Origin of the sequence: Yoonia sp. I 8.24 (assembly GCF_022096995.1) — a bacterium.
Classification (GTDB): domain Bacteria; phylum Pseudomonadota; class Alphaproteobacteria; order Rhodobacterales; family Rhodobacteraceae; genus Yoonia.
This window is the reverse complement of record NZ_JACXGQ010000003.1, coordinates 166393-189278: the sequence shown is the minus strand read 5'-3', so window position 1 is coordinate 189278 and position 22886 is coordinate 166393. Positions and strand designations below refer to the sequence as shown.

Sequence of the window (22886 nt, the reverse complement as noted above, 5' to 3'; positions counted from 1 at the left end):
AGCGGCTGTACTAGTCCAACCAGATCATGACCCCAAGATCGGCAACATTTGTGCCTGTCGCGTCAGTCATCAACAAATCACCTGCCTGCGCAAGGGCAGCATAGCTATCATTGTTATCAAGAAACCGTGACAACCCGTCGATTTTCGCGAGCGTGTGCTGATCAACGATCCCGCCAGCGGCATCGGTTGGCCCATCGCGCCCGTCGCTGCCCCCTTGTAGGCACGTGAAGTTCTGCCAGCCTCGGCGCGTGGCCTCTTGTGCAATCCGCAGCGCCAATTCTTGGTTGCGCCCGCCCGATCCCGTGCCTTTGATCATCACGGTGGTTTCGCCGCCCCAGACAGTCACCCCTTTTTTGACATTGTCGCAAATCATCTGGGCGGCAACCGCGACATCGCCTTCAATCGGGGTGGCGATCACATGCGCGCCGGGGGCGGCCTGCGCCATGGCGGCAACGCTTTGCGCGTTTGAGCCAACCAAGGTGTTGCGGGCAATGGGCAGATCTTTGGCAGGTGCATTGCGGGCCAAATGCGCGCGCACGCTGTCAGGCATGGCGTCCCAAATCCCTGCTGATTTCAGCGTATCCTCCGCCTGTGCTGCGGTGCCAATCGGACCGACCGTCGGCCCGCTTGCAATGGTGGCCAAATCATCGCCAATGACATCAGACAAGATCAGGGCCGTGACCGAATGCGGGGCCGCGTGGTGCAAAAAACCGCCCCCTTTCAAGTCAGACAGTTGTTGGCGTACAAGGTTCATCGCTGTGATATCTAGCCCGGCACCTAGTAAGGCCGCGTTCACTGCCGCCTTATCTACCAGTGAAATGCCCGCAGCCGGAGCAGGTAAAAGTGCTGACCCCCCACCTGAGATCAACGCAAGCACTGGCCCTTTTACTGCATCTAACGCGGCAATCACGGCCCGCGCCGCGTCAGCACCGTTTTGGTCCGGAACGGGATGGCCCGCCGCAAAGACCTGTGCGCCTGCGAGGTCCTGTGCGTTTTCGTAGTTTGTCACTACCAGACAGGGAATGTCGCTAAACTGATCCAATGCGGCCTTGGCCATGCGCCGCGCGGCCTTACCAACAGCGACAATCAGCGCAGGCTGCGCGACATCATCAAGGGCGCGCGCAACCGCGGCATAAGGATCTGCTGCAGCAACCCCTGCTTGAAATATCGCAACCGCTTGCTGGCGCCATTCATTCATGTGCGCTGCCCCTTTTTGTCCGTTTGTTTCGCCATCATCGCGGCCATACGTTGCACGACCTGCAATTCAGTTTCCGCCATGGGCGACGCGCTGAGCGATGGCATCGCGAGCGCAATCAAAACGCGCGGGGCCCCCGACGCCATGATGATATGGGTCGCACTATAGCGTTCAAAAAGATGCGCGATGTGATCATCCGCCAAATCCCCCAGCTTTGGGGGATCAGATCGGCGCAGCACCGGCGCCGCCTCGAATATTTGATCAAGCATCGTATCTTGCAATTGCGCAAGACTTTTACGGCTGATCATCGCGGCGCCTTCGACCAACGGGTGCCCGCGCAGATCCCGCAAGAACACGATTGGATCATGGGTTTGCGTATTGGCCAGATATTGCAAGAGCCCCAGTGATTGCTCTTCAGAGCGCAATGTCCGGGCATCGTTCAAAATCACCACAAGAAACAGCGCCGTCATCACAACCGCCCCGCTGAGCAACATGCCGTCGCGGTCCAGCTGGGCAATCTCGCCAATCAACAGCGCAACCAACACAGAGGCCAGAGCGATAACCGCAAAGTTCACGATCACAACGCGGTGCCCGATCTGCGAGCGCCCTAGCCCAATCGCCAACCAACACATGATCAAGACACCAAGGGCTGAAAACTGGATCGGCAACCCCATCGACACCATCAAGAAATCGCTTACGGCCAAGGGAATAAACAGCAAAAGCGACAAGGATATTCGTGTTACCGTGGTGTTTTCGCTTGCCGATAAGGTGGTGCGATCGCGTCGCGCAATCAGCCAGCCCGCTGTAAAGAAACCAATCAATTGAAACCCAAGCAAAAGATAAAGCCTAAGCGGGTCGATCCCTTCACCATACCAGAACGCGCTGCAAACGAACGCAACCGTACCGGCGCCGATCAAAGCTTTAACGCGGGGCGGCGCGTGACGGCGCAATAAACCTTCGGTCAACAAAAGCGCGGCAAGCGGGATAAACCCTGCGCCTAAAAGCACAAAAATGCGAAATACTTGCAGGTCTGTCAGCGCGACCAACACCCGGCCAGCAAACAGCAGCATGGTAATCCGTAGACAGAAAAGAAAGCGGCGGTTAATCGGATCGCGCCGGTCGCGGCGCTGCAAAACCATCTGCAGCGTCAGCAAGCCTAATATGGCAGCAAGCGACATGCACAATTGCGTCAGATCGGCGGCATGTTGGGTCATTCTTGCGCACCATTATGTGGCCGCAGCGTTTTCCAATGTTTGGTGCTATCGGCCCAATGCACGGCGGGCAAAACAATGCGGCGTAGCGCGACCAGACCGCCAGCTAAAAGCAGTCCAAACACAGCGGATTTGGGAACCTCGCGGCGCAGATATTGCCGCATTGCAGCCAAATCCATTTGTCCCAATTGGATCACATCATCGCCGCGCGCATAATCCAATGTGGCCGCACAAAAATCATTGTACTGCGCATCACGATGTTTGGGGGCGGCATCCCATGTTTTCTTTAGATCGTCAGACCCGCCCGTATAAGCATCTGTGATAATGAATTTTTCTTCATTGAACCCCGCCTCTGGGCCGACGCCAAACACATCGCGGTGCTGTGCCATGATTTGGCGCGCCAATAGCAAATGGTTCAAAGTACGCCTGTTCCCATTCGGCTGCGGCCAGACACCCGAAAACATTTGCGACACCATGCCCACGACGGCGGGCACTTGGGTAACGTTCGAAATCCAGACAGGTCGAAATTGCCGCCGGAAGAATATCAAAAAACACGTCAGCCCATATAGTACCCAAGACAGGTTTTTGGACCGCTCATCCGGGTCCACCATCACAAGGCCAAGATGCAGCACCTCGCTCGCGACGGGTTCCATATCAACCGCCATAATCGCCAGCGCGTTAAAGGCAATTGGGGTGCCATCCGCGCGGGTGACAAGCGTAATCACCACCTGTTTCATGCGGGTCGCATCACCCGAAAAAACACCGTAGGTCAGGCTGCCTGCTTCCAAGGTTCGTGCGGCAATAGTGCGTAAGTCTGCTGATAACGCGGCAAGCTGCGCCTCATCCATCCAAACACCGGGGCGTTCAATGATGCGCACGCGCATCTCTGGGCCTGACCGCAGGGTCACATCCAAGTATTGACGTCCAAGAGTTTTGAATAAGGTGCTGATCACGCATGAAAACCTGTGGCTATACCCCACAGATTAGGCAGCCTGCCCCAAAGGGGCAAGCGCCGTTTTTATCGCCTTACAGGTAACGGTTTACCAGATTTTCAAGCCGCTCTTGGCGACCTGAAACGGGTTCTGGATTGATGTTATTGGCCTGAACCGAACCCGCAATGCTATCCAGATCGCTATTCAGCAGGGTTTTGCCTGTGTCACTGTCCCACGCCGCATAGCGCGCGTTGCGAGCGGCCTCTAGCTTTCCATCTTCCAACATCGCAGCGGCAGCTTTGAGGCCAGCCGCACAAGCGTCCATGCCGCCGACATGTGCAAGGATCAGGTCCTCGGCATCCAGCGACTGACGGCGCAGTTTCGCGTCAAAATTTGTCCCCCCCGTGGTAAACCCGCCCGCGCGCAGGACCTCGTAATAGGCCAGCGCCATTTCGGGCACATTATTCGGGAATTGGTCGGTGTCCCAGCCAGATTGGTAATCATTGCGGTTCATGTCGATGGACCCGAAAATCCCCAATTCGCGTGCGACCGCCAATTCATGTTCAAACGAATGCCCTGCAAGGATCGCGTGACCCTGTTCGATGTTCATCTTCACTTCGCCCTCAAGGCCGAATTCCTTAAGGAACCCATAGACCGTCGCGACATCGTAATCATACTGGTGTTTGGTGGGTTCTTGCGGCTTTGGTTCGATCAAGATCGCGCCTTTGAACCCCATCTTATGTTTGTAATCGACAACCATCTGCAACATGCGTCCTGCCTGTTGGCGTTCACGGCCCATATCGGTGTTGAGCAAGGTTTCATAGCCTTCACGCCCACCCCACAGCACATAGTTTTCGCCGCCCAGTTTCATGGTGGCATCCATGCAAGTTTTGATCGTGGCCGCAGAAAACGCAAAGACATCCGGGTCTGGGTTGGTCGCTGCCCCCGACATAAAGCGGCGGTGCGAAAACAGATTGGCCGTGCCCCAAAGCAATTTCACGCCAGTCGCGTCCATCTTTTGTGCAAAGTAATCAACGATCTCTTCAAGGTTCTTTGTGTTCTCAGCAAAGCTATTGCCTTCGGGGCGCACGTCTGCATCGTGGAAACAAAAATACGGCACGTTTAGGATTTGGAACATTTCGAATGCGACATCGGCCTTCAGCTTGGCCGCCTCCATCGTGTCGCCGAACCAAGGACGGTCAAATGTTTGCCCCCCAAATGGATCACCACCCGGCCAAGCAAATGAATGCCAATAGGCCGCAGCGAACCGCAGGTGATCCTTCATAGGTTTGCCCATGACAACTTCATCCGGGTTATAGTGCCGGAACGCGTAGTCGTTATCTGTATTCTGGCCCTCATATTTGATAGCAGGGATATCTTTGAAAAAGTCGGTCATATTAGTCCTTTCAATGCGTCATAGCTGGCGCGATAACGGGCGTGGGAAGCGGCAAAGCTGTCTACCAGTTTAGGATCAGGTTCGATGATGCGGTCAATTTGGGGCGGTGTCGCGATTTCAACCCCGGCCCCTGTTGCGGCCATCAGCCCCAGCCGTGCCGCGCCAAACGCACCGCCAAAATCACCCGCAACGGGCAGTTCTACGGGTATCCCCAATGAGGTCGCAATCGCCTGCACCCAATAGTCCGATTTCGATCCGCCACCCACGGCAATCAACCGTTTGATCTGGGTGCCCGTCGATGTGAGCGCATCATAATTATCGCGAAACGCATGTGTCACGCCTTCAAGCACCGCGCGCGTCATGGCTTGCTGATCCGTCGTATGATCAAGGTGTAAGAAACTGCCACGAATGGCCGCGTCATTGTGCGGCGTACGTTCACCACCTAAGTAAGGCAGGAATATCGGCCGTCCGGGGGCTTGCAATGATCCCAACCCGCTGGTGATATCTGCCGCAGGTTTGCCAACAGATTTCGCATACCAATTGAGCGCATCAGCCGCCGCCAAAATGACCCCCATCTGGTGCCAAGTATTTGGCAAGGCGTGGCAAAACGTGTGCACCGCGCTGGCCGCATCGGGTTGATAAGCATCAGATGCCGCAAATAAAACGCCCGATGTCCCTAGCGACACGAACGCATCGCCAGCGTTCACAACGCCGACGCCAACAGCACTTGCCGCATTGTCGCCGCCGCCGCCCGCAACGACCACCCCTTTGGGCAATCCCCAGCGGCTGGATAATTCAGTGCGCAATTCGCCTGATACTTCGGACCCTTCGACAAGACGCGGCATGTGATCGCGGGTCATCCCGGTCGCAGCAAGCAAATCGTCGGACCAGTCGCGTTGCGCGACATCAAGCCAACTGGTACCTGCGGCATCAGACATTTCAGCCACGGCCTCTCCTGTTAGCCAAAGGCGTAAATAATCTTTGGGTAAAAGCACGCGTTTGATCCGTGCGAAAATATCGGGCTCGTGGCGGGCGACCCATACCAATTTTGGCGCAGTAAAGCCCGGAAACACGATATTTCCGGTCAGCGCCCGAAACTGCGGATCTGCGTCCAGCTCGGCCGCCTCTGCCGCTGCGCGCGTATCATTCCACAATATACAGGGGCGCAAAACCTCGTCTGCGGCATCAAGCAACGTCGCCCCATGCATCTGTCCCGACAACCCGATTGCACGCACAGCACCTAATGACGCCTGCGCGGACAAAGCCCGGACCGCCGCATCTGCTGCATCTAACCATGTGGCTGGCGCCTGCTCTGACCAGCCCGGCTCTGGGCGCACAGCCTCGAGCGGCGCTGTCGCCTCCGCAACAATCTCCTGCGCATCATCGATCAAGACCGCCTTGAGCCCCGATGTCCCGAGATCCAATCCAATATACATGCAGCACTCCTCCCGATCGCAGCAAGCTTCTGGCCGCAAGTTTTGGGCCGTCTCGGCGTGCTTGTCAAATTAAATTCAACAGTCGAATTAAAGGTACACAAAAATGCGGAATTTCGGTAGTTATATTGATTCCTACTTGCGGTAATTGTCGTTTTCCGCTCAATATCGCCAATAATAATTCAGGCGCAAAAGTATGTTGGACAATCACTCACCCCCAAAAGGCTGCGGACCGCTTTTACCGCTTGGCGCTGCGCAGACGAAGCCGATGCGCCAAGAGATTTTTGAACACGTCCGCGCAGCCGGGCGGGCAACACGCACCGATGTCATACAAGCCCTTGGCATTAGCGCGGGCTCCGCCACTGCCTTAACCGCCGAGATGATCAATGCCGGGCTGTTGCGCGAGGTAGAAAGTATCCCGCGCGAAACCGGTCGCGGCCGCCCCGCCGTCGCGCTTGAGGTTGTTACCGAAACACACGCAGTGATTGGCATAAAGCTGTCCGAAAAGGTGCATTCAGCCGTATTGACCGATTTTGCGGGAAACACCCGCGCGACAGCTGTGCTTGAAACTCTGGCTGGGCCAAAGCAGCTAGATGATTTGCTGGCCGAGGTCGGAAAACTGATCCATGACGTGCTTGACGCTGCGGGCACGCAACTATCTGCAGTGGCCGCCGTGGGGATTGGGCTGTCGGGTATCGTTGACCATCAGGCTGGCACTGTGCCTTGGTCCCCGCTGCTGGCACAGCGCAATTGTGATTTTGCGACTGCATTTCGGGAAAAATTTGGCCTACCAATCCATTTGGACAATGACGCCAATATGCTGACCTTGGCTGAACTTTGGTTCGGCGCGGGACGGGCGAAATCTGATTTTGCGGTCGTCACCATCGAACAGGGCGTCGGTATGGGGCTTGTGATCGACAACCGCTTGTATCGGGGTGCGCGCGGCATGGGGCTTGAATTGGGCCATACCAAGGTCCAGCTGGACGGTGCCCTGTGTCGCTGCGGGCGGCGCGGTTGCCTTGAGGCCTATCTCGCCGATTATGCGCTTGCACGCGAAGCCGCCACAGCGTTGCATCTGCAACCCCATGAAAGCCAAAGCCCTAACGCCTTGCTTGAGGCGCTGTTTACCCAAGCGAAGTCAGGTGATGAAGCGGCACAAACAATCTTTCGCCGCGCGGGCCGCTATTTGGCGGTCGGTTTGGCCAATATCGTGCAACTGTTCGATCCTGCATTGATCATCATCTCTGGTGAGCGCATGCAATATGACTATTTGTACGCAGACGAGGTCATGTCAGAAATGCACCGCCTGACATTGAATGACGGACGGGCGCCCTGCACTGTCGAAACCCACGCATGGGGGGATTTGGTCTGGGCGCGCGGGGCCACCGCACTGGCCTTGTCAGCAGTCACAGATCAGGCGATTGCAAACCTGGCCTAGTCAGGGTTCGGTATGTCCAGTCCGCTTGGCACGCTGTCCGGCACCCCCAAACGCCCGGTCAAAGCCGCCGGATCAGTCAAGGTGTCCAAAAACGCCAGTATCGCAGTAATTTGCATATCATCCATCGGCGGACCTGCGCGCAGCGCCACCTGCGCAATGGCGTCAGATGTTTCGCGCAGATCATCGACGTCAAATGCGGGCAAGCGTGCTTGACCCAGTTCATAAGTTTCCAAAGCCGACAAAGGATCCAAATGCGCTTCAACAAATGCACGCAAATCGGCATAAGCACCAGCATGCCCGTACGGAGCTGTCAGCGCGACATTGCGCAGGCTTGGCGTCCGGAACGCATATAGATCCGCCGCATCGCCTGTGACCCGGAAACGACCTTCGTCGCGCGCGTGGCTTTCAAACCGCGCGGCTTTGCCCGGTCCAATCTGCGGGCTGCCCATCGGATGAAAATCGTGATCCGTCAGAAAAGGACCCGCATGGCAGCTGACGCAGCCCGCATCACCATAAAATAGCGCCATCCCCGTAGCGGCAGGTTCTGGCAATGTGGCATCGCCACGCAAAACCGTATCAAATGGCGCCGTGTCAGAGCGCCACTCAAAGGCCATGAACACTGCAATCGCATTTGAAATATCCGTAAACGCGATCTGGTCGGCGCTCTCGATATGGTCATAGGTCGCGATAAAGTTGTCAGCATATGCGGGCAAATACGCAACCCTGCGACTGATAATATCCCACGCACCACCCTGTCCGGTCAGCACCCCGCGTCGCACCGCAGAGGCCACATCATTTTCGCTATAGTGCCCGGCCATCTCATCACCGCTTAACACCGGAAACATCGTTTGCGCCGACAATAGCGATGCAAACCCGACCGCCATATCCGCGTCTAACGGGGTACGAATACCACCCGGGCGCGTTGCATCGACTTCAATCCGCCCATCATGGAACAGGCGCGTGAATTCATATGCGCCAAGGTTAAACAGCGCCGGCGCATTGCGCGGGATGCGTTGTTCGGGCAGGTTTTGCGGATCGACAACACGCCCTGTCCCCAGCCCGCGCCCACCATCCCCAATTCCCAATGACAGCCCATCACTGGTGCCGAAGGCCGGGTGATGACAGGTGGCGCAGGCAACCTCTTGGTTGCCTGACAAAATCGGGTCATAGAACAAAAGTTGGCCCAAACGGGCCTCTTGCATATTGACCGCGACAAAGTCCGCTGCGGTGATTGGGCGTGGCAATTCCTGTGCCCGCGCAACCTGCGCACAAAAAAAACCGACGATCAAAATAGCGTATTTCATTTGGCTCCCCCCAAGGGGCAAATGGGTATCACGCCGGGCGCATCATGCAAGTGCCTGCGATTACAGATGTTTGCGAATACGGCGCAACGCGACCCAAACGCCCAGCACAACAACCGGCGTCGCCACCGCAGCCAAAGTCGTTTTGCTTATCCCCAACCCGTATTGCAAAGGCCCCGCCATATAGAGCACGAGGTTCAAAGCATAATAACTGATCGCAACAATCGACAGCCCCTCGACGGTATGCTGTAGCCGCAATTGCAAATCTGCACGCCGATCCATGCTGGTCAGCAATGCCTGATTTTGCGCAGATCTATCGACATCCACCCGTGTCCGCAGCAAATTACCTGCGCGCAATGCACGATCTGACATCGCGTTCAGCCGCTGTTGCGTTGACGTGACCGTGCGCATTGCCGGGTCATACCGGCGCATCATGAATTCACCAAAGGTCTGCCTGCCCGCGAACCGGGCTTCACGCAGAATTTGAATGCGCTGATTGACGATGGTCTCATAGGCTTGGGTCGCGCCAAAGCGAAACGATGACTGCGCAGAAATGCTCTCTAGTTCTGCCGAAACATCAAGCAATGCGTCAAGCTGTGCGGCCGCATCCGGCGTTCCCGCCCGCATATCGGCGATCAATTGCGCAAGTTTCTCATCAATGGCGCCCATCTGCGGGCCAAGGCTGCGTGCACGCAAAAGGCCTAACATTGACATCGCCTTATAGGTCTCAATTTCGCACAATCGCTGCACAACCCGCCCAACGCGCCGCTTTCCCACCGTTGGCTGCGCAAACACCGCAAATCGCATATGCCCAGCAGGATCGATGCAAAAATCACCCGCGATCACCAGCTCACCATCCAGCACCCGACTGATCGCAAGGCTTTCGGGCGCGAACCAATCGTCGGTATCGGCAATGATTTCATCATCGCCTTTAGCCGTTTCGACACGGATCAACGCCGATGTCACGCGCGTGCCAGGGGCCGCTTGCAACCAATCCTCAGGAAAAAGCTGAAACGTCGTTGCGTCAAAAGGCGTCTGTGCGACGCCAGCGCCCAAAATCGTAAAGGTCACAAATTCCGTATGGCTTTCCCATTTCAGCTGATAAGCCCCGATTTGGCCAAAGTAATGCGTCGCATCCGGTGCAGGGTGCGGCGCATCAAAACGGTCAAGCAACGCCGCCAAATGCGCCATATCAGCCGCGCGATCGCGACCCGCCGCATTTTGCGCCGGCTTCATCGCAAGAAACGCCGCGCGGCCCGGCGCTTGCACAACCGGAAACGGGCGCGCATGCAATTCATTGGCCATTTCGAGCCGTAAGGGATGATCTATTATCGGGGCCATAGGCTTACCATTTGTTCGACAACTAGCCCCAGCCTAACGCGCAGCCACACATTCGTAAAGAAAAAACCTAATATTTACATGCAGTTAGATGCACACAACGGTATACCGCCCAGTCAGCAACGCGATACATAAAGGATCGATGTCAGAACGGCATAGACCTACGCGCATATCTGGGGCAAATGTGGGCCATGGCAAATGTCGTCCTTTTCAACAAACCTTTTGGGGTTTTGTCGCAATTCACAGATGCGCGCAGCCCGTCGCCGCGCCCGACGCTGTCGGCCTATATCGATGTGCCGGGTGTCTACCCCGCTGGGCGGCTTGATCGCGATAGCGAAGGCCTACTGGTGCTGACGGATGACGGCAAATTGCAGGCCCGCATCGCCGACCCGAAACATAAGCTGACCAAAACCTATCTCGTGCAGGTCGAAGGCGCGCCAACAGATGCTGATTTGCAAGCGCTCCGTGACGGGGTGACCCTTAAAGACGGGCCCACACGCCCTGCCAAGGTGCGGTTAATCGATCCGCCGACATTGTGGGAACGTGACCCGCCCGTGCGGTTCCGCAAATCCGTGCCCGATACATGGGTTGAGATTACAATCAGCGAAGGGCGCAATCGCCAAGTGCGCCGCATGACCGCCCATATGGGGTTCCCGACCCTCCGACTGGTGCGCTGGCGGGTTGGCGACTGGACGCTTGACGGGCTCGAAAACGGACACGCGCGAAAGATACAAACATGAACACTGCTGTTGTCGCTTGCATGCGAAATGAAGCCATCTTTTTGCTTGAATGGTTGGCCTATCAGTTGGTTGTTGGTTTTGATACGGTTGCGGTTGTGACCAATGATTGCACCGATGGCACAGATACGCTGCTTGACGAAATCGCCGCATATGATCCCCGCATCATGCACATTCGCAATGATATCCAACCCGGCGAAGCCCCGCAAATCGCGGGGATGCGCAACGTATTCCAGAACAACCGGCTTATGGGGGTGGACTATCTTCTCCACTGCGATTCTGATGAATTCTTGCATGTCGATCCGGGCGATAAAAAGGTCGGCGATCTGATCAGCGCCGCCGGCCCTGCCGACTGCATCGCGCTGGCATGGCGGCCCTTTGGGGACTCGGGGATCACACGCTGGAACGGCGGGTCGGTGATTGCGCAGTTCACCCATACGACCCCGCGTTTGCGCTATGGCGCGACGATGCACAAATCGCTGTTTCGACCAAGCCGCTTTGGTAACGCAACGGACCACATGCCCAAAAGCCCTGTCGATGAAAGCGTCACAGTCGCGAATGCAAAAGGGTTTGAAATGTCACCAACCGCGATGTTTGAAACGAAGCGCGCGCGCTACGTCCCGCTTACAGACGCGCATATGACATGGGAAAACGGCTGTATTCACCACTATGCCACACGGTCGCAAGATGTGTTTTTGATGAAAAACCTGCGCGGCGATGCGATGGGTCGCGCAGATGGGCGCTATTTCTTGAACTCAAAATTCTGGAATCGCAACAATCGGAATGCGATTGAATTACCGCAGGCGCGCCAACACCTCGACGCCACACTTGCGCAGATTGATGTTTTTCGGGGTACTGGCCGGGTCGCGACGCTTGAGGCTGACGCGCTTGCGCAGTTCAAGACGTTGCGCGACGCGACATTAACGCCAGAACAGATTGCCGTTTGGACTGCCTAACGGATTTCAATTTGCGCCTGATCTGATTGCCCGTCTGCGTCGATCACAGTGAGCGACGAAAACCCGAATCCCAGTGCGGCAATATCAACCTGGTTGCGGTGCGTACGCGCCACCGGTTGACCGTTGACCAGCCATATATAGGGCGCGCGCCCATCTTGCACTTTTACTGTCGAAAACGTCGCATCCAAAACGGCCCCATTAGGTGGGAACGCAATCTGCGGCGCGTGTGCGATTGCGGCATTCCGCGTCCCGAAAAACTGCAAATGCTGTGGCAGTTGCGCGGTCGACAGCAGCAGCGTTTCATGGGGTGGCGGGCCAAGCGGTGTCGGCTGCAGCGCGATCCGCCCAAAAGCGTCAAACATCACGGGCGCTGCTAGATCACCGCCAAAGGCACCAGGCACAGGCGTGCCATCTGGCCGCCCCATCCATACACCCACCACATGCTGCCCATCGAACCCAATCGCCCAAGCATCACGGTGCCCATATGACGTGCCGGTCTTAAACGCGATCCCAGTGGCCTGCACGCCTCGCGGGCGGGGGGCTTCTTCGAGGACATGTCCGATTTGCCAGGCCGCAGCCCGGTTCATTACCACTTGCGGCACAAACCCTGCTGTGGGTGCTTCGTGCGAGCGCAAGTCAATGGCCACGCCTCCGTTTCCGATTGCCCCGTAAAGCGCGACAAGATCATGCAACGTCAGCCCCACCCCACCCAATGCAACAGCCAAGCCCGGCGCGCCACCCGGCACTTGCGGCGCTGTGCCTGCACGGCGCAACCCTGCAATCAGATGATGCGGCCCCAGCTCTTGGGTCACCGCGACAGCAGGGATGTTCAGTGAATGCTGCAAAGCGGTTCGCACCCGCAACTCACCCCGAAACAGCCCGTCAAAATTCTGCGGTTTGTAGCCGTCAAAATCCGTTGGACGGTCAGCAATCAGGGTTTCGGGGTGGATCAACCCTTGGTCGAATCCAAGCCCGTAGATCATCGGTTTCAGCGTCGATCCAGGCGAGCGTACAGCCTGCGTGAGATCAATAAACCCGCCGCGCGTATTGGCGTTGTAGGCGGCCGATCCAACACTTGCCAGAATATGCCCGCTTTGGTGATCGGCGACCATGATGGCGATTTGCACCCCATCAGAGCGCCCGCCAACTGCGCTTGCAGCCAAATCTTCGAGCGCGATTTGCAAGCGGCGGTCCAGTGTCAGATCGTGTCGGGTTTGGATTGGGTTTGCCGCCAACGCGCGATCTGCAAGATGCGGCGCATATGCGGGCAACAGATGGCGGGTCGCAGGCACCGCAAGGCGTGTCGCACTTTCATATGTCGCGGCATCAAGGAACCCGTCGGCAAGCAGCCTGTTCAAGACCGCATCGCGCGCGTAAGTCGCCGCATCTGGTGCGCGGTCAGGGCGGCGCGCTTCGGGTGATTGCGGAATGGCGATCAAAAGTGCCGATTGCGCCGGGGTTAACCTGCGTGGTGGGCGATCAAAATAGGCGTAAGACGCAGCACGCACCCCTTCGATGTTGCCACCAAAGGGCGCGTGGTTCAGGTAAAGCGTCAGGATCTCATCCTTGCTCAGATGACGCTCTAGCGCCCATGCCACGCGGGTTTGGCGCAGTTTTCCTTGCCAGCGTCCGGTGCTGCCGTCTTCAAGCAATCGCGCGACCTGCATTGTCAGTGTCGACCCACCAGATACGACTTCGCGGTGCCAGATAGCTTGCCCGGCGGCGCGCATGGCCGCGATGAAATCAACGCCGCTGTGGTCCGCAAAGCGCTTATCCTCGAACCGAATCAACATCCGCAGATAGGTCGGATCAACCTCTGTCTGATCGACAGGTAGACGCCAGCGTCCCTGCGCGTTGGTATAGACGCGCAGCAAATCACCGTTGCGGTCGCGCACTTCGGTACTTACGTCCATCGCAAGCGCAGGTAACACGGTCGCGTCAACCCAATCGTCAATCCCGTCGCGCGCCGCAGCTGCGACCCAAAGACAGATCGCTATGGCAAATAGACTGCGCATCACGGGGTAATCGTGACTTTTCCAGCATCAGTGCGGGCTCGCATTTGCGGGCGGTACATATCCTCAACCGAGGCCGCTGGGTGATAGAAATCGCCCGGTGAAACGGCCCGCACGATATAAGCCAATCGGAACGGTTCATCCGAGCGCCGATCAACCGCCGCCAAGAACCGATCACTGCGGAATTCAGCGTTTTCAGCATAGGTCGATTCTATCCAGTCAAGCGCACGAATATCGCCGCCGGACAGCAGGTTTGGATTGTCGATCTCGAACCCGGCGGGAAGCGGGTCGTTGACCATCAACCGGGCCTCTTGTCGCCCGAACGGGCGCACAGTCAACACAGTCACCAGCCGCGTGCCGACAGCCACGTCCCCAAGATTGACCTCGCGCCCTTCGGTGGTGAAATAGGTCCGTTCAATCGCATAGCCATTGCCGCCTGCTGGTTCAGGCTCGCTTGGCACCCCAAAGGTTGTGACCGTGATTTCAGTGGGCAGCACCCCTGTATTGGTAATCGTCACCGGTGCCGCACCCGTTTGCGCATCGCGCAACTGAACCACAGGCCCATCAGGTAGCAACCCATCGATGGTCAGACCTGTCGTGCGCAAATCATCGACAAGCGCATTGGCTGCAAGCAACGTCCATGCTGCTTCTTGCGTAGACACATGGCTGGCATCAGTGGCAATGCGCTGCACCAATTGGTCACGGTCAATCGCGTTGCTGCCCGCCTCAACCGCGAGTGCGAGGACGGCCGCCGTATCCCGACGGTAGGTGCCATAGTCACTGCGCCACAAACGGCGCTCTTCGGCAGCGATTCGCGCAAATAACACGCGCCCAGCACGGGCAAACATCGCATCTGCACGTGGCTGATCACCATATTGTGCCAAGGCAGCCCCAACCTGCGCGATGGCCAAAGGCGATGTAAACGCATCGGCTTTTTGATCCGCATAATAACGCAAATCACCGACGGCCGCCTCGCCTTCGCGGGCCAGCACAAACAGCGCATAGGCCAGATCAGTACCGCCTTCATCAAAGTCAGGGTAATAGTTGACCGCGTTACGCAGGTTCGCGACCGCGTTGCCATAAGCCACATCGGGCACCGCATAGCCCGCAAGCCGCGCGCGGGTCAGGAAGTCAGTGACATAGGCATCAAGCCACAGATCACCCGAGCTTGGCCGCCAGAGCCCAAAGGCCCCGTTTGCCGATTGATTAGAGGTCACTTCAGCAATCGCTTGCGTGACCCGTTCTTGGATCGTATCGCGCGTTGCAAGCCCCATCGCCGCAGCAACCCCATCCAGATACAACAGCGGCATCGCCCGCGATGTGATCTGTTCGGTGCAACCATAGGGGTAGCGATCAAGCGTATTGAGCAGCCCCGGCGCATCAAACCGCGCAAGCGGCCCAGCCGAAAGCGTCGCCTTACCGGTACCATTCACCAACCCCGCAAAGACATCATCATCAAAGATAAAGCTGCGCCCTGCCCCAAGGCTAAACCGGCTGATACGGCTGACCTCGGGATCGTTGACGACAACGGGTACATTCAACGATTTCACCAGTGCGCGCCCATCAGGCGTCGTGAGCGTGATATCGATACTATGATTACCGACGTCAAAGGCCGCGAAGGGAATTTCAAACACCTGTTTGCCGCCTTCTGCCAAAGAGAAGGAAGACGGGATTTGAGAGACAAGCCCAAGCCCATTGGCCGCAATCTGCAAGCCAATGTCGCCTGAAGGCCCGTCCGCATGGACGATTTCCAACAGCACCCGGCTTTGGTCACCCGGTGCCAAGAAACGCGGCACGCTGGCGGTTAAAACAACTGGGTCGCGCACGATCACGTCTTGTACGGCTTGGCCAACGCCTGTGTCCGACCATGCGATTGCCATCAACCGGATCGTGCCGTTGAAGGCTGGCAAATCAAAGCGCACTTGCGCTTGCCCGTTCGCATCGACAGTTACGGGGCCTGTGAAGTAGGTGACAAGTTCCTCGGTCGGTGGCGGGCTTTGCATGCCGGCAGCGGAGACAGCGTCCCCGCCCGAACGCACATTGCCCATCGCGCCGTTCAACCCGTCAATCAAACGGCCATAGACGTCGCGAATTTCAACACCTAGCTTACGTTGCCCAAAGTAGTAACCTTGCGGATCAGGCGTTTCAAAGCCCGTCAAATTCAAGATACCCAAATCAACGGCGGCCAAGGTGACGTATGCTGTTTCACCAGCGCGCACCCCATCAACCTGCACCGCAATATCCATTGGTCCGCGCGGCTGCATTGTCGTGGGTGCCTGCAAGGACACGTGCAACGCCTTATCGCCGGGATCAACCTGCGCATAGCCAAGCCCAAGCGCGCGGCTTGGGTTGCGGTTTTCAGCCACGGACATCGGTCGAATGACCGACGCACTGACATAGGCGCCTGCGCCCCATTCTTCGGTCACAGGCAAAGTAATCAAGTTTTCGCCTTCAGTCACGGGAACGGTTTTCATGCTAATCAAGCGATCCGACATCACCGTTACCACCGCTTGGCCCGCATAACGCGGCACCACACGGAACGTTGCCGTGTCACCCACTGCATATGCGGGCGCGTCAAGCGAGGCTTCAAGCAAATCTGGCGTGTCATCTGCGGATGCTGGCGCATACCAACCTGCGTAAAACTCATCAGATGCCGCGACGTAGCTACCGCCGACGGCCTCGACGACGATCTCATGCTGGCCCCATTCGACATTCGCCTCAACCCGCGTTGGCAGGGTGCCAAGCGTGGCTTCACCCGTGGCAATGCGTGTCCGGGTTGTCGTGGGTTCCCAGTGCCAGCGATCATGCAGACGGTACCATTGGTACCGGGTACGCACCTTATTGACGGTCCATTGCACCCGCATATCGGCACCCGTCATATCGGGGTTCAGCGCGATCAACTCAAATGGGGCGGTGCTGTCTTCACTGATCACCCCGTCAAACAGCGGTTTGATCCCGATCATCGGCTGATCAGGCAGTACGGGCACAGTAATCTGTCGCTCAACCGGGCGACCAGAGCCTTCTTTGACCCGCGCAGTGACCCGCAATTCGAGCGGCTGTGACGCATCAACATCGGGCAGAGCAACGGGTAGATTTGCAATCCCTTCGCCATTGGTCACGCCGCCATCAAGATAATTCAGCTGACCGTCAAAACGGGCGTCATACTGACCAAAGCGGTAGCCGGGAAACCCATCCAGGCTATTGGCGGCGTACAACAAGGCCTCGCCTTCGACATCCAAATCAGCCCCGATCGCACCAAACAGATAGCGCGCATCGACACGTAAGTTTGGCGTATCACCCAGCCGGATAGCATCCGGCAATGCCAAGTCAAAATCGATACGCTCAGGCAGGAAATCTTCGACCAATACGGTGGTTTGGGCCAATGACCCGTTATCTGCACCCGCCTGAACGCTGATCCGCCAAGTGCCGCGCGGTGCGGTCGACGCCACGGGCAACGCAAATACATGCCCGCCAGCGCGATCATCCGTCGAAATCTGGCGGCTGTATTCCACCCCGTCCGGGCGGATCAGTACCGCTGTGAGCGGAATGCCATCCAGCCCCAGTGCGGTTTGATCCCGCGTCAAGGCCGTCAGGTGGATCGTATCACCAGCGCGGTATGCACCGCGATCCGTGGCCATAAACACATCAATCGGTTGGCTTGGTTCACGCCCTTCGACGCCGCGATCAGACAGATCAAAGGCTGCATCTGTCAGTGACAAAAACGTCATATCGTCGCCCAAGGCCACGGTCACCAATGCGGGCGCATTACCACCTGTGCCGCGGGTCAGTCCCGCCGCAAACTGTGCAACACCATCGGCCCCTGTTTGCGCCTCGGCCAAGACGGCATTGCTGCGCGACACCAATGTCACCTGCGCATCAGCGATGGACAATGCGTCGCCAAGACCACGCGCAGCGACCGTCAGCCCGTCATTGCCCAAATAGGTCGCCACCCCGATATCCGATAGCACAAACCACTGTGTCGTCGTGCCGATTTCATCGCTATCGCTACTGCTACGAGCGGTGAGCGCATAAAGCCCTGCAGGTTCGTCGATCAACACGTCCCCAAGTGGCAGACGGGTCAGCATATCACGATTTAATTCTTGGGCCACATCTGCCGTGCCTGACCAGATGCTTGTCCCAATTTCAGTCGACAAATCCCCGCCGTACCGCGACACGCTCCGGTCCATCAGGCCAGATTGGATCGTGCGCATTAAGTTACGGTCGTCGATCCGGCTCAGGCTCAGATCCACTTGCGACATGTTTACAGTTTCCAGCGGGATCGCAATATCGCCCATGCGGGGCAACACATAGGCGCTGCTGGCAAACCGCAAAGACGGCGCGCGGTCGCGCACATAAAGCGTGATCTCAACAGGGTAAGTCAGCGTTTCGCCGCTCGCGGCGGGCAAGCCATTGCGCAGAATAATCCGGTAACGTTCACCGTGTTCGACCCCATCAACGCAAAGCTGCCCATCGCTAACCGTGACGACCAATTGTGTCTGTGGCAATTGCACAAACGGCGTGTAATCAGTGCCCGCATTTATCAATTCTTCGTTAAAAACGGCGCAAATACGGGGGGTTGCGCTATCACTTTCAACCTTGGTGTCGACCACCCGGAACCCATATTTTCCAATCGCTTCGTCCAGCTGCACTTCGGTTTCGCGATCAAAGCGCAACGCTTGCGCAAGCCGCAACGCGTCAATCATCCGACGACCACGCCCTGCATCTTCAAGCGCATAAGCCAGCGACATCGCCGCCGCACGCCGAGTTTGCAGATCAAGCGACCGCAAATAGGCCTTAACGTAGGCCGGCAAAGCCATACCGGTCACGCGGCTATTTGAAACACCCGCGTTCCGACCAAAAGCAATCCAGTCGTTCGCCAAATCAGTTGCCAAGGCCCGATCCCACGCCGCGCGCTGGGACTGCGTCGCATTGCGGATCGGTTGGTTCGACAGGCGGGTTAAATTCGCCGCTGCTTCGAAATCGCCGCCCCGTAAGAAATTGAGCTCGGCCATGCGCGCAGTGGCCCCGGCCAAAACCGCAGGGTCAGTCGCATAGACCCGCGCTGACAGCGCCCCCTCAAATGGCAAAAAATCGGTGACATTTGTCTTTGGGAAACACGCGTTTGAGCGTTGGTTGAACGTAAACGCCGTGCAGGCGTTATTGTTTAAACAAGCCGCCTCGCAGGCTGCGGCCGTTGTATCAAAAATTTGTGCTAAATCCGTTCCGACAAGATCAACACCGCGTTCATATATTGTCCGCGCCACCGGGACCTGCTCTTGGGCTGCGACGCCGCCTGCAAAAATGGTAGCAATCGCAAAAATAAGCGACTTCAAAGACCGAGCCATGGAATATCCTTTCTTAAAATACAATCAAAGGTTGGCACGGTACGCCCCACCAAACAAGAGCGCTTCGCTGGAATTTCGGCACCCTATTGCTGCATTGATGCTGGCGCGATCAAGTCGGCCCCCTCTTGGCGGCTGTCAAAGCGCGCCACGGCATAATGTCGCAACCGCGCCGTTTCTCCGAACCCTGCCACCGCGTCGCTTCCTGCGAGCCACGCGGCACGTTCATCTTGATCCAAGACCACGGGCATCCGGTGATGCAAATCTTTGGTATCTGCATTTGCAACACGGGTCATCATTGTACAGGTTAACATATCGCGCCAACGCGACGCCAACCCCGCAAACCAAAGCGTCGGCTCATTGCTGTGCGACAAGACAGCGTGCGGCGTCTTGCGACCCTCTGTCGTTTTCCACTCGTAATACCCACCGGCGGGGATCAGGCACCGTCCATGCCGCCAGACTGCGCGAAAGCTAGGCTTTTGCGCGGCCTCTTCGATACGTGCATTAAATGTTGTGGCCTTCCAATCCTTTAACGCGCCGTCGTGCCATGATGGCACAAGCCACCAGCGCGCCCGCAGCGCAACAAGCGGCGATTTTGCAATGATCAAAATGTCCTGTGTCGGGGCAACATTATACCGCCGTGGGCCCTGCGGCGGAACGATGACGGGGTTATTGGGAAACGGATCAACAAGCGTCTCGCTATGCTCTTGGTCAGTGCCGCGCACAGCCGGATCAATGAAGCGCCCACACATGTCACTCTCCTCGACCTCAAGACAGGAAAACCCTACTGGGCTGGCAGCTTGAGTTCAACGACGAAACAGCCTATAAAATCTCGCCGAGCGCAATGCCCCGTGCACGAACTCAAAAGTGGCAGCCAACAGAACTGGTTTGCCTTCACGCGAGCCACTAGTCTATCAGTTACTAAGCGCGCTTAAGGAATTCGGCGCAAAGCCAGTGACCTGCACGATATCAACTTGGGGGCGCCGTTGAAAAAACGACATATCTTTCTGCATATTGGACTTCCCAAGACGGGGTCATCAGCTCTGCAAGAATGCCTGACGATCAACGCCAAAGCCCTCGCCGATCAAGGCATTTCCTATCCGTTTCCAGAGAGCTTAGGGACCATTTCCTCAGGCGTGTGCACTGGAAATATGGTGCACATTATAGAACGGAAAGGTGTCCCAACCTTTCAAAATGGGGTCAACCGCACTGATCTAGTTTGGTTTGAGCAAATTATCGGCAAAGGACTCGCAGAAGCGGATTGCGACAAAGTGCTTTTCAGCTCTGAAGCCATTTCGAACCTAGACTTCGACAAGGCATCAGACATCCTTCGCAAGCTTGAACGCGAAAATAGGGTCACTCTGGTCGCCTATGTGCGTGATCCCTATGATCAAGCCATATCTGCATGGAAGCAACGCGTAAAAACGGGCAAATCGCACCATAGCCTTAGCGAACGCATTGCTCTCATCGTTTCAGGCCAATCAGACAGAGTTACCATGAATGTCGCGCGCTACATCACGACAGGCTTCGACGTGCGGATCATCAACTACGACGTTCACCGCAAAGACATCTTCGCCCCGATGTTGCGTGAAATGGGGATTGATGCGGCAAAATTCCAACGAGTCCACCCCAAGGATCGCCTTAGCAACCCATCCGTTTCCTATCGCCAAGCCAGTCAAATCATCACAACAAACAAACACATTGGATCATCGGTGCTTAAGGCGCTGTTGATTAAACGCTTTCGTGCGCAAACTGATCCCATCAAAGACCCCTATTTCAGAGAGGTCGACCGCATTCTGCTTGACTACTTATCTGGCGCAATCGCGACATTAAATGGAAAGCTGCCTGCAGACGAACAGCTACGCAATCATCCGCGTGATTATGACCAAACAAGTGACGACACATATCGTCTGGAAGACTTAACACCGCTCTTTGAGACGATACGCGAGGCCATGGAGATGGAACTGAACAGACCCAAGTTTGTGCCGAACAAGGCGCTACCAACAGGCTTTGATCCATTGGTCTACCTTCTCTTAAACCCAGATGTTGAGGCCGCCGGGGTCGACCCTGTGAAACACTATCTGAGCAATGGCCGCTACGAAGGGCGCAAATATTCTTGAGAATAGGCTAGCGGTAAATACCGGGCGTATGGGTCACCTGCGTTTTCCATCCCATTTGCGTTGGAACCGCGCCGAACAACCGTTCGAGCGCATGTAGCATCGTGCCATCATTTGCGATTGGCTCGGCCGGGTAATCGGACCATGAAAGCCCCAGTTCAACAAAAGGCCCAAGCGCACCCGACCGCGCCCAAAACATCGTGCCTACAGGGAAATTGAACGCATCGGGCAATGGCCCGCAGTTCAGCTTTGCCGCGATTTCTTTGGCCGCATCCGCATTCTTCCCCCACCCCGGAATATGTGGATCCTCTGGGTAGACCATCCCAACCTGCGCGTCCGCAGCCATTGCCATAAGGACCCGGTCAATCATTGGTCCGGCCGGCGTACCACCAAGCATATTAGAAAACGCGAGTTCAACCCAGTTGGCAACCCATGTATCATTTTTCGAAAACAAGCTTCTCTTCGTATGCACATGGCCGATCACGTCGTAGTCGCGGATCAATTGGGGGCCAAATCCCGTCAGCATCGGCCCAATATCGCGGCCAACATTGGGGAACGTCGTAATTTCGATGACCTGTCCGGCATAATTGGCAAGGGTTTCGCCCGCATGCATTGCATCGGCTTCACTACGGGTACTGACAAATAGGTCAGGCTGATGCTGGTTGATGGATAGCCGAGCAAGGATATCCGGCAGTTGGTCAATGTAGTAGGCATGCACATGCAAGGCCACCTTAAGGTCGGTCAAACCACCTTTTACTGGCTGGGCGTTGCCACCTGTGATGACCGGAAACTGCCATGCCCCTTCAGGGCAATCAAGTTGCAGGAATTTTGTATAGGGGTCGTCGCGCTCTGAAATATCCTGCGCCATGTCTTGCGCGAATAGAAGCGGGTGAAATCCGGGCTCTGGTTTGCGCGGATCAACGCCTGAATGGATTTGGCTTAGGTAAGACCGCGCCGCGCCGACGCGCGTTATCGCAGTCCCATGGGCCCCAAGACAGAATGCAGGCTGAAACCTTTGCGAGGATAAGATGGCAGCGATATTTCTGGGAGTCGCGATTTTTGGGTCGCGCTTGGCAGCGCTGCGCGCGAAACGGCGCGATGCACGTGCCGACAGAGGGAGGGCAATAAACGACAGCGCGGAGGTCACAACATACCCAACGTAATTCCATGCCAAAATCGCACCAAATCCGACCACCTGCTTCAATGATTGCTTCGGGATGCTCTCGCTCTGGGGTTGGCTGGCTTCCGGCGACGGCAGATTTGTCTGGTCTCTAGTATCCACGTATGCGCCCGCGATTAGGGTGTTAGCATTTTATTTTGATGTCGTATCACCTTAACCGCCGCCTATGCGAGAGCGAATTGCCAGGTCTTGGATGTGGGTCGGCGAAACGGAAGTCTGATTGATTGCACCTTTGCGCAACAACCTCTACCCTTTGAATTACTTTGGCTGCGTTGCTGCCAGATTATTCACGCCGTGT

General features: G+C 56.8%; 15 protein-coding genes. 4 read left to right on the top strand and 11 right to left on the bottom strand.

All coding sequences use genetic code 11. From position 1 onward, the window contains the following. Positions 1-10 precede the first annotated feature (10 nt). The 5 genes from Yoon_RS06690 to xylB all read right to left on the bottom strand — a co-directional run bounded on the left by Yoon_RS06690 (position 11) and on the right by xylB (position 6170). The gene (locus Yoon_RS06690; RefSeq protein ID WP_238111325.1) at positions 11-1198 is read right to left on the bottom strand and encodes a glycerate kinase; all 1188 of its coding nucleotides are present in this window, start codon (positions 1196-1198) and stop codon (positions 11-13) included. Continuing rightward, complete coding sequence (locus Yoon_RS06685) at positions 1195-2409, bottom strand: hypothetical protein (protein WP_238111323.1); 1215 nt, start codon at positions 2407-2409, stop codon at positions 1195-1197. Before Yoon_RS06685 ends, Yoon_RS06690 begins: the two co-directional genes overlap by 4 nt. Continuing rightward, positions 2406-3359 (bottom strand): hypothetical protein, encoded by a 954-nt coding sequence (locus tag Yoon_RS06680; protein WP_238111320.1) that lies wholly within the window; start codon positions 3357-3359, stop codon positions 2406-2408. Before Yoon_RS06680 ends, Yoon_RS06685 begins: the two co-directional genes overlap by 4 nt. A 73-nt stretch (positions 3360-3432) precedes the next feature. Beyond that, complete coding sequence (gene xylA / locus Yoon_RS06675) at positions 3433-4734, bottom strand: xylose isomerase (protein WP_238111318.1); 1302 nt, start codon at positions 4732-4734, stop codon at positions 3433-3435. Further along, the gene (xylB, locus tag Yoon_RS06670) at positions 4731-6170 is read right to left on the bottom strand and encodes a xylulokinase (RefSeq protein ID WP_238111316.1); all 1440 of its coding nucleotides are present in this window, start codon (positions 6168-6170) and stop codon (positions 4731-4733) included. Before xylB ends, xylA begins: the two co-directional genes overlap by 4 nt. 193 nt (positions 6171-6363) lie before the next feature. Between xylB and Yoon_RS06665 the strand changes: the two genes are divergently transcribed. After that, positions 6364-7605, top strand: coding sequence for an ROK family protein (locus Yoon_RS06665; protein ID WP_238111314.1), 1242 nt, complete (start codon positions 6364-6366; stop codon positions 7603-7605). Here Yoon_RS06665 and Yoon_RS06660 read toward each other — a convergent pair. Together Yoon_RS06660 and Yoon_RS06655 are read right to left on the bottom strand one after the other, a co-directional pair. Continuing rightward, positions 7602-8909, bottom strand: coding sequence for a cytochrome-c peroxidase (locus Yoon_RS06660; RefSeq protein ID WP_238111313.1), 1308 nt, complete (start codon positions 8907-8909; stop codon positions 7602-7604). The genes Yoon_RS06665 and Yoon_RS06660 overlap by 4 nt on opposite strands. Positions 8910-8969: 60 nt before the next feature. Further along, positions 8970-10247, bottom strand: coding sequence for a DUF3422 family protein (locus tag Yoon_RS06655; RefSeq protein ID WP_238111312.1), 1278 nt, complete (start codon positions 10245-10247; stop codon positions 8970-8972). Between the two features lie 188 nt (positions 10248-10435). On the opposite strand from Yoon_RS06655, the gene Yoon_RS06650 reads away from it, so the two are divergent. After that, a complete protein-coding gene (locus tag Yoon_RS06650; protein ID WP_238111310.1) occupies positions 10436-10984 on the top strand; it encodes a pseudouridine synthase in 549 nt (182 codons plus the stop codon). Next, complete coding sequence (locus tag Yoon_RS06645; protein WP_238111308.1) at positions 10981-11937, top strand: glycosyltransferase family 2 protein; 957 nt, start codon at positions 10981-10983, stop codon at positions 11935-11937. Before Yoon_RS06650 ends, Yoon_RS06645 begins: the two co-directional genes overlap by 4 nt. Here the strand turns inward: Yoon_RS06645 and pbpC are convergent. From pbpC to Yoon_RS06630, 3 genes are all read right to left on the bottom strand, one after another. Then, complete coding sequence (pbpC, locus tag Yoon_RS06640) at positions 11934-13952, bottom strand: penicillin-binding protein 1C (RefSeq protein ID WP_238111306.1); 2019 nt, start codon at positions 13950-13952, stop codon at positions 11934-11936. The two genes, Yoon_RS06645 and pbpC, sit on opposite strands and share 4 nt — an antisense overlap. Beyond that, positions 13952-19294: an MG2 domain-containing protein gene (locus Yoon_RS06635; RefSeq protein ID WP_238111300.1), complete on the bottom strand. Its 5343-nt coding sequence runs from the start codon at positions 19292-19294 to the stop codon at positions 13952-13954. Before Yoon_RS06635 ends, pbpC begins: the two co-directional genes overlap by 1 nt. Positions 19295-19377: 83 nt before the next feature. Then, the gene (locus tag Yoon_RS06630; RefSeq protein ID WP_238111299.1) at positions 19378-20043 is read right to left on the bottom strand and encodes an SOS response-associated peptidase; all 666 of its coding nucleotides are present in this window, start codon (positions 20041-20043) and stop codon (positions 19378-19380) included. Positions 20044-20277: 234 nt separating this feature from the next. Here Yoon_RS06630 and Yoon_RS06625 point away from each other — a divergent pair, with 234 nt between their 5' ends. After that, positions 20278-21411, top strand: a complete 1134-nt coding sequence (locus Yoon_RS06625; RefSeq protein ID WP_238111298.1) for a hypothetical protein — start codon at positions 20278-20280, stop codon at positions 21409-21411. Between the two features lie 7 nt (positions 21412-21418). Here the strand turns inward: Yoon_RS06625 and Yoon_RS06620 are convergent, their stop codons facing one another. Beyond that, entirely contained in the window at positions 21419-22690 is a 1272-nt protein-coding gene (locus Yoon_RS06620) for a rhamnan synthesis F family protein (protein WP_238111296.1), read from the bottom strand. Between the last annotated feature and the right edge of the window lie 196 nt (positions 22691-22886).